Source organism: Acinetobacter ihumii, assembly GCF_900625095.1.
GTDB classification, from domain to species: Bacteria; Pseudomonadota; Gammaproteobacteria; order Pseudomonadales; family Moraxellaceae; genus Acinetobacter; species Acinetobacter ihumii.
The window spans coordinates 2602127-2610426 of record NZ_LR130760.1 but is presented as its reverse complement, the minus strand read 5'-3'; the positions used below and the strand labels follow the sequence as shown (position 1 = coordinate 2610426).

At 42.3% G+C, this 8300-nt stretch carries 8 protein-coding genes; 3 read left to right on the top strand and 5 right to left on the bottom strand.

Going from position 1 to position 8300, the window contains the following annotated elements; translation table 11 throughout:
* Nucleotides 1-378: 378 nt before the first annotated feature.
* From E0D95_RS12290 to def, 4 genes are all read right to left on the bottom strand, one after another.
* Nucleotides 379-642 carry a hypothetical protein gene (locus tag E0D95_RS12290; RefSeq protein WP_130804076.1) on the bottom strand — a complete coding sequence of 88 codons (264 nt, stop codon included), beginning with the start codon at nt 640-642 and terminating at the stop codon, nt 379-381.
* A 42-nt stretch (nt 643-684) separates the two neighbouring features.
* Complete coding sequence (locus E0D95_RS12285; protein WP_130804075.1) at nt 685-2739, bottom strand: TonB-dependent copper receptor; 2055 nt, start codon at nt 2737-2739, stop codon at nt 685-687.
* An 85-nt stretch (nt 2740-2824) separates the two neighbouring features.
* Nucleotides 2825-3268, bottom strand: a complete 444-nt coding sequence (locus E0D95_RS12280; protein ID WP_130804074.1) for a DUF2946 family protein — start codon at nt 3266-3268, stop codon at nt 2825-2827.
* A gap of 73 nt (nt 3269-3341) precedes the next feature.
* Nucleotides 3342-3866, bottom strand: a complete 525-nt coding sequence (def, locus tag E0D95_RS12275; protein ID WP_130804073.1) for a peptide deformylase — start codon at nt 3864-3866, stop codon at nt 3342-3344.
* A 121-nt stretch (nt 3867-3987) separates the two neighbouring features.
* Between def and E0D95_RS12270 the strand changes: the two genes are divergently transcribed.
* From E0D95_RS12270 to E0D95_RS12260, 3 genes are read left to right on the top strand one after another with little or no spacing between them, the layout of a single operon-like run.
* Nucleotides 3988-5139, top strand: coding sequence for a LysM peptidoglycan-binding domain-containing protein (locus E0D95_RS12270; protein WP_130804072.1), 1152 nt, complete (start codon nt 3988-3990; stop codon nt 5137-5139).
* 11 nt (nt 5140-5150) lie between these two features.
* The gene (gene dprA, locus E0D95_RS12265; protein ID WP_130804071.1) at nt 5151-6293 is read left to right on the top strand and encodes a DNA-processing protein DprA; all 1143 of its coding nucleotides are present in this window, start codon (nt 5151-5153) and stop codon (nt 6291-6293) included.
* Between the two features lie 42 nt (nt 6294-6335).
* The gene (locus E0D95_RS12260) at nt 6336-6908 is read left to right on the top strand and encodes an L-threonylcarbamoyladenylate synthase type 1 TsaC (RefSeq protein ID WP_130804070.1); all 573 of its coding nucleotides are present in this window, start codon (nt 6336-6338) and stop codon (nt 6906-6908) included.
* A gap of 472 nt (nt 6909-7380) precedes the next feature.
* Here the strand turns inward: E0D95_RS12260 and E0D95_RS12255 are convergent, their stop codons facing one another.
* Nucleotides 7381-8298 carry an ABC transporter permease gene (locus tag E0D95_RS12255; RefSeq protein WP_130804069.1) on the bottom strand — a complete coding sequence of 306 codons (918 nt, stop codon included), beginning with the start codon at nt 8296-8298 and terminating at the stop codon, nt 7381-7383.
* Nucleotides 8299-8300 lie beyond the last annotated feature (2 nt).

Below are 8300 nucleotides of genomic sequence, written 5' to 3'. Positions count from 1 at the left end.
CAATCAAATCTCAGTGTAAAACCACTAATACCCAATCAACACACTGTTTTTCAACAAGTTTTTATCTAGCTCGCCGCCGATAGGTGCGCATTCTACAGCATCCTCACTCCAACGCAATACCTTTTTTTAATATTGTTAGTCCGAGTGTCTATGTTTTAAGCTTAAATTAATTTAAATATTTGATTTTATTTGCTTAATTATTTTAAAATTCTCATAAATTCATTTTAATCTTTTAAATATATTGGAATGTTTTTTCAAAAATTATTTTTAACTTATTGTTTTAAATTACATTTTCACTAAAAGCAAAAAGCATCATACTGAATGCGCATCAGCAAGATGACAGAGCATCTAAACACTCTGTCATCTCTTTCATTTTAATTAATGGGAATCTGAAGAAGATTCGGTGTGCTGATGATGCATTGGCATATCTTTCATATCCATCGGCATTGCATCATCTTTTGCAGCATCCGACTGCATTTGATGCTGCATTTGCATCTGTTTTTGTTTATGACTTGGCATATAGTCAGGTTCATTATTTAACGCCAGATAAAATACCCACATAAACAAAAAGGCTAAAATAATCGCGATGATTAATAGCTTCCAACCCCAAATTGATTTTTCGGGGGACAGTTTTTCACGCATGGACGTGCTCCATAAAAATTAAAAAAACTCAACTTTACAAAATCAGAATTTCATACTGACGCGTGCCCAATAGTTACGTCCTATGTTATTGAACTGTTGATTAGCAGCATAACCGAAACCTGCACTGCCCAGTTTGTTTAAATGTTCCGCATAGGCTTTATCTAACACATTATCCACCCCAATCGCTAAATCAACATCCTTTAAGATTTGATAAGACGCATTTAAGGAGAGTGTATTGAATGCTTTGCTTTCACCTGTGTCATAACCTGCGATATTACCTTGATTCAAACTATATCGATCTTGTTTCGCTACTACGCGCCATAGAGCACCCAAACTGTATTTATCTGTCACATAACGTAAATTAAGTCGTGCCTCCAAAGGTGCAATTTGTGGCAATGCTTTGTTGGTGGTGGTGTTCTCGCCCCATGCATACATTGCACTTAAATCGGTCTGAAGCCGATCTGAAATTTGATAACCAATTCCCGCTTCAGCCCCTGCAATGGTTGCATCTACATTTTTTGCACCAGCACTAAAACTTGAACCGTGACCATGTCCACCTGTATTTGGATGATTGTGATAACTCATTAAAATGTAATCATCAATCAGCCCCGCATAGGCAGAAGTCCATAGACTTAACGCGCCATATTGTTGCTGATATCCCAGATCTAATTGCAGCGTTTTTTCGGTATTTAGATCATTAAATGTTGGCTTGGACATGCCTGTATTGCCATGTGCGGTGCTAAATAATTCCCAATAATCTGGGACACGTTCCACATACCCTAAACCAATATAACTTTTTGCGGCATGGTTCGGATGTTGATTTTCCAAACGAATAAAGGCACTCGGTAGGGTTTCACTGCGATCATCATTTAATTTGAGTGCATCAATTTTAACTTGATCAAGTCGTGCGCCTGTGACCAGTTGATGTTGTGGATTTAACTGATAAGTCAGTTCACCAAATGCACCATAAGAATAGAATTTCATATCGGTACTCATTGGCATATTCATCATGCTGGATTTCATATCTCCACCGCGATGATTTTGCTGCATATCTACACCCGAAATCAGACTAAATTTGTCCCATTGTGAGGTCATGGCCATCCGTGCATTTAAGGTACGGCGTGTCACTTCCATTGAGGCTGGATTCGGCTCCATCTGATGGGTCATCATGTTATGTGTCATGGGTGGGGTACGCAATGTATAGTTATCCATGACATGTGAGTTGTAGCTATAGTCGACTTGACCTTCAAGCTTCTGAATATGTTCAGTGAGATGACGTTTTTCTAGATGTAAGCCTAAACTTTCTCGTGCAAACTGTGAGCCATCCATGTCGCGTCCCGCATACATGGCTTCACCATCTCCTTTACCTGCCTTGAGTTCAACCCAAGTATCCTGATCAGGTGTCCAACCTAAAGCTAGATCGGTATTCCAGCGTTCCCAAGCAGAAGGTACTTTCTGATTATCGCCATCTTTATAGCTGTTTGATTCTGAACGGTTGGCATTAACACGCATATATTTTGTTTCATCACCCACCGCAGCTTCTACGTTATGGTCTAAGCGACCATAAGAGCCGATCAAAACACTGGCTTGCCCACGGTAAGACTTGTCTGCACTTAAATGCTCAGGTTCACGTGAAAAAATGACCGTTGCCGCAGAGCCAGTATTGGCATATTGAACGGTTTGTGGTCCTTTAATGACCGTAATTCGATCATAACTTTCAGGATTAATATAAGACGTCGGTGCGTCCATACGTGCGGGACAAGCACCTAAATTTTCAGTGCCATCCGTCAGAATTTTAATACGAGAACCAAACATGCCACGGAAAGTGACATCGCCATTGGTGCCTCCGTTTTTAATCTGATTAAAACCCATAATACTTTTTAAATAATCTGCGCCATCTGTTGCGGGAACAGGCTGAATAGGCTGTTTTGGATCCGCTTGAATCACCAGCCCGTTTGATAAGGTATCCTGAGCTGTAACGACAATGGGTGCCATTTTTTTGGGTTGAACATCATCTACAGCAAATACAGAACTGGGTAAAATCGCGACCAAAATCGCAGCTGATAACGGCTGTAATAAAAATTGAGGTTGAGTCATCTCTGTTTATCTCAAAACATAAATAAGCTGCACATGAGCAGCACAAAACCAGTGCCGTAAAACGCACTAGCGCAATGTGATTGATTTATGCGTAAACAGGCGGTGCCCGACCTTGCGGCAGTAAGAAGAGGCGTTGTAGCGCAAAATAAACATGACGGAAGGATTGCTGGAAAGCCAGCAGACGAATCTGGATACGCGTCAGAACTTCTTTCACTTCAAGCTCTGGCGGCAAAATCAGGTTGCCATAGACTGTACAATACTGACATTGATGATTCGCATCGTGGTGATCATGACCATGTGAGTGCATGGATGTTGCAGACATTTCATGATGCATGTGTTGCGTCGGTGAATGTAGAGAATGATCAGCAGACGCTTGAGTTTCAGTCAGCATTAACGCTTGGGTAATAGTTTCACAGACCGGAGCAATTTGATATTGCTTCGGTAACAGCGGTTGTAGAAACACCGCAATCTGTAAAAACACTGCGGCGAAACCCAGCAGTAACCCACTTCGTAACAGCAAAACGTTCATCTCAACATTTTTTCGACGGCAAGTATAACAAAGCCCAATCAAAATTGGGCTGTTGTGACACAAGTTTTTGAAATTAACGCTTTACCGCGACTTTCTCACGTTGACGCACCACTTTTTCAACTTTTTCACGTGCTCTTTGGCGTTTTAATGGCGATAAATAATCGACAAATAACTTGCCATTTAAGTGATCCATTTCATGTTGGATACAAACAGCGAGAAGTTCGTCAGCCTCTAACTCAAATGCCTGACCTTCAAGGTTAATTGCCTCAATTTTGACACGTGACGGACGCTCAACTTTGTCGTATATTTGAGGCACTGAGAGACAACCTTCTTCATAAGGCTGAGTTTCTTCAGTGAGTGGAGTAACTTTGGGGTTTATAAATACCATGGGTTGGTCTTTATTTTCAGACAAATCCATGACAATCAGCTGAATATGACGATCCACTTGTGTAGCAGCCAGACCAATACCGGGCGCTTCATACATGGTTTCAAACATATCGGCTGCAAGTTGACGAATTTCATCGGTAACTTCTTCAACTGGCTTAGCAATGGTGCGCAGGCGGGGATCTGGGAAACTTAAAATAGGTAATAAGGCCATATGATTATCCTCACTTCAACCATTGATTAGAAAACCAATGAAGGAAAAAGCTTGATCAAAAAAATGTATGTATTGTGTTTATTATAACGTAATTACAGGCATAATTTTAGGAATTATGATAATGAAAAAGGTTTTGTACGGCATTCGATCATTTCATGCCTTGGGGTTCAAAAAACAATGTATCGCCCTTGCGATTTGTACGGGTCTTGGTTTGGCTGGGGTAAGCGTGAGCTATGCAGCTAGCCCGAATGTCAACCCACCTGCGCTAAAAGTGGGTGCGCCCCATGTCTATGTGGTCAAAAAAGGCGATACCTTATGGGATATTTCAGGAAAATTTTTAGACAAGCCTTGGCGTTGGCCTGAAATCTGGGCAAGTAATAAACACGTCAAAAATCCACACTGGATTTATCCGGGAGATCGCCTATTACTGTGTACCTTGGATGGTCGTCCACTGATTGGACGTGATGAAGGGGATGGCTGTGAAGGCATTATCCGTCGTTATTCGGGACGTACCACACTACAGCCTCAAGTTCGGATTGAACAACTCAGCAATAGTATTCCTGTCATTCCACTCGATCATATTAAACAGTGGCTAGATCGTACTGCCATTGTTGCCAGCGATAGTGTTGAAAACACACCTTATATTTTAGGAACGGCGGATCAGCGTGTTTTGGCAGGTAAAGGTCAAAGTGTCTACGTTCGTGGCCAAGGCTTAACTTCAGGTCAACGCTATGCGGTGTACCGTAAGGGCGAACCTTATGTATTGACTGATGCCAAAGGTAAAAAACATACTGTAGGCTTAGAACTATTACAAGTAGCATCAGGCATTGCGACTCAGACAGACAATGATATTACCACCATGGAGCTGACCGATAGCTATAATGCTGAAGTGCGTCGTGGTGATCTGGTCATGCTTGAACAAGAAGCTATGTTACCGACACTGTTCTATCCAACCGAAGCCAATCAGGTCACTCAAGGTGGGCAAATTATTCGGGTCATGGGTTCAATTGGTTCTGCTGCAAAACATAGTGTGGTGACCATTGATCGTGGTCGTTTAGATGGTGTTCAGGCTGGGCATATCTTCGCGATTTATCAACAGGGCGAAACCGTTCAAGATCCAAAAACAAAAGAACGGATCAAACTTCCAAATCAAAAAGTCGGTACGTTAATGGTGTTTAGAACCTTTGACCAACTAAGCTATGCCTATGTTTTAGAAAGTTCATTACCGATTAAAGTCGGTGCAGAGTTGTTGCCGCCACGACTTGATGATTAAAGTGTGGTCTCATGTTAAAGCATTTAGCACCCCATCATTACCACACCATCGCGGTGTGGTATTTGCTGCAACATTCGCTGTCTGCATTTGAAAAAGTCAGGAACTATTTTGGAAGTTGTGAACAAGCCGTTCAAGCACCCCATCTGGCGCAATGGTCACAACTTGGTTTACATGCCAGTCATTTAAAACGGGTTCAGGACTTTCAAACAGAAACAGGGCAGCAAGACTTTGCCAAGTTGATAGATCTGGTGAAACAACATACCGATTTTATCGTTACCCCTGAAGATACCGCCTATCCCTCGCAACTATTACCTTATGAGGATCGTCCACCGATTATTTTCGGGCAAGGTCAACTCGATGCGTTATTGCAACCGCAGATCTCAATTGTAGGTAGCCGTAAACCCAGTCCACACGGTCGTCAAGTTGCTTATGATTTTGCGTTTTATTTAAGTGAAAAAGGTTTCTTTGTCTCAAGCGGCTTGGCACACGGGATCGATGAAGCTGCACATCAGGGGGCTTTGCAACATCAGCGCACGATTGCGGTCATGGGTACGGGTTTAGATGCGACTTATCCAGCCAGCAATCAAACATTACGTCAACAAATTGCACAACAAGGCGCAGTCATTACTGAATTTTTACCGCGCACTCCCCCACTGCAACATCACTTTCCACGGCGCAACCGAATTGTAAGCGGTCTGAGTTTGGGTGTATTGGTGGTCGAAGCCAAACAAAAAAGCGGTTCACTGATTACTGCCAATGAAGCCGCCAGACAGGGAAAATTAATTTTTGCGATTCCGGGGCATATTTATAGTGAGTTTCATCAGGGTTGCCATCAACTGATACGTGAAGGCGCAATTTTAGTCGATCATCCTGAGCAGTTGATTGAAGATTTGGCGCTTCCAACGCAGTGGCACATCAATCAGAAAACTCAATTGCACGATCAACAACCCTCTCAGGATTCATCCTCCCATATTCCAGAACATTTAGTTGGCTTATATCAACAACTGGACTGGATCGGTCAAGGACTGGATCAGCTTGCAGAAAAGTTTACAGGTTCAACAGCCGAACTCACAGCACAATTAATGGAACTCGAATTAACAGGATTGTGTATTCAACAGTCTGGACTCTATCAACGTTGCCGAGCAGCCTATTAACGTTCACAATACGCACTGTGTGAATAAAACTAGGACGCTATTATGCTGACCACCTCCGTTGCAGAAGCAGCACAGTGCTTAACTCAAGGTAATGTGTTGGCTTATCCTACTGAGGCTGTATGGGGTTTAGGATGTGATCCATTCAATGAACAGGCATTTCATCAAATTTTAGCACTGAAACAGCGCCCAATTGAAAAAGGGGTAATTTTGCTCGCAGGTCATATTGATCAAGTAAGCCATTTACTCGACGGTCTGGCTGCTGCCCAACGTGAACAAGTAATTCAAAGCTGGAGTGATCGTCGTGTGACTGAACGCGCAACCACATGGTTACTTCCAGCTCATTCACAACACATTCCATCCTGGATTACGGGTCAACACAGCCAAGTGGCCGTACGTGTTACGACGCATGCCTTGTGTGTTGCGCTGTGTAGTGCCTTTAATGGTTTTATTGTTTCGACCAGTGCCAATCCTGCGGGTTTGGAACCTGCGCGTTCATTACAAGAAGCACATCACTACTTTGGATCCTCAATTCATTATTTGAATGGTGATCTGGGATTAAGCCAACAACCCAGCCGAATTATTGATGCCATAACAGGTCAAATCATTCGCGCCTGATTCACTGGTTTTATTTTTTTAGATTCAATTTAGATACTTTTCATGCAAAAAAAACCCAACCATAAGAGAATGGTTGGGCATGAAAAAGGATGCGTTTCAAGCACATCCAGAGGGTAACTTAAATGATTTGTAATCATCTGGATGCAAGGACTAAATCAGAATTTATGTCACGTTTTGCAATAAATGCATTATGAATAATTCTTTCATTGAATACAAATTTTTATTAATTTGAGTTAATTACTAAAAAATAAGCAAATAATTTTTAGAATGACTACATAATTAAAATTATCCTGCTCTTTTTGTTGGTCTTTTAAAATATTTAATTTTTTTGTCATATTTTAAATTTGTCTGAGTAGTGATTTTTCTGACAGTTACACTTTTTACCTAGTGTTTGACTGGTCAATATTTAAACAAAACTGACAGGAATATTTTTCGCTAACTCCTGTCAGTTTTGAGCCATATAGCAGGTTGATTATGGAATAAACGATTTACCCAAGGAGGCAGGTAAGTTCATTTGCAATAGTTTCTTGTCACGTGAAATAACCACTAGCACTAAAATCGTGGCTAAATAAGGCAATGATGCCAACAACTCAACTGGAAGATCTAGCCCTAACGCTTGGGCATGGAATTGTAAAATAGTCACACCGCCGAACAAATAGGCACCGACCATCAGTCGTTCTGGCTTCCAGACAGCAAAAACCACCAGTGCAATGGCAATCCAGCCACGTCCTGCTACCATATTTTCGACCCAAAGTGGCGTATAGACAGTTGAAAGAAATGCGCCACCAATCCCTGCCATGGCACCGCCAAAGAGTACCGCGCCATAGCGAATCAAGAGTACAGGATAGCCCATGGCATGTGCCGATTCTGGTGACTCTCCTACCGCTTTAAGTAACAAACCCAGTTTGGTCTTATCCAACACCCACCAAATAACCAAGAAAGTAACAATCGACAGATACACCACATAATTTTGATGAAACAACACTGGCCCAATAAAAGGTAGATCAGATAACACTGGAATATCTAAGGCCTTAAGCCCTTCCAGACTGTTACTGACAAAATGCTGTCCAACAAAGGCAGAAAGTCCCACACCGAAAATGGTGAGTGCCAGACCACAAGCAGCCTGATTCGCAGCCAAGGACAGCGCCAAAATGGCAAAAATGAGTGCCGCGGCCATACCAGCCAATGCGCCTGCAATTAAGCCTGCCGAAGGTCCAAGTCCTGTACTGGCACAAAATGCAAACCCTGCAATAGCACCAATCAACATCATGCCTTCCACGCCCAGATTAATGACGCCTGTGCGCTCGGCAACCAACTCACCCATTCCAGCAAAAATAAGCGGCGTACCAGCAGCCAAAGTACCTGCCAAAATCGGAACTAAATCAATCATGC

Coding starts and splice junctions, on each gene's coding strand:
- E0D95_RS12270 (WP_130804072.1), top strand. CDS start 3,988: ATGAAAAAGGTTTTGTACGGCATTCGATCATTTCATGCCTTGGGGTTC.
- dprA (WP_130804071.1), top strand. CDS start 5,151: ATGTTAAAGCATTTAGCACCCCATCATTACCACACCATCGCGGTGTGG.
- E0D95_RS12280 (WP_130804074.1), bottom strand. CDS start 3,268: ATGAACGTTTTGCTGTTACGAAGTGGGTTACTGCTGGGTTTCGCCGCA.
- E0D95_RS12260 (WP_130804070.1), top strand. CDS start 6,336: ATGCTGACCACCTCCGTTGCAGAAGCAGCACAGTGCTTAACTCAAGGT.
- E0D95_RS12285 (WP_130804075.1), bottom strand. CDS start 2,739: ATGACTCAACCTCAATTTTTATTACAGCCGTTATCAGCTGCGATTTTG.
- E0D95_RS12255 (WP_130804069.1), bottom strand. CDS start 8,298: ATGATTGATTTAGTTCCGATTTTGGCAGGTACTTTGGCTGCTGGTACG.
- def (WP_130804073.1), bottom strand. CDS start 3,866: ATGGCCTTATTACCTATTTTAAGTTTCCCAGATCCCCGCCTGCGCACC.
- E0D95_RS12290 (WP_130804076.1), bottom strand. CDS start 642: ATGCGTGAAAAACTGTCCCCCGAAAAATCAATTTGGGGTTGGAAGCTA.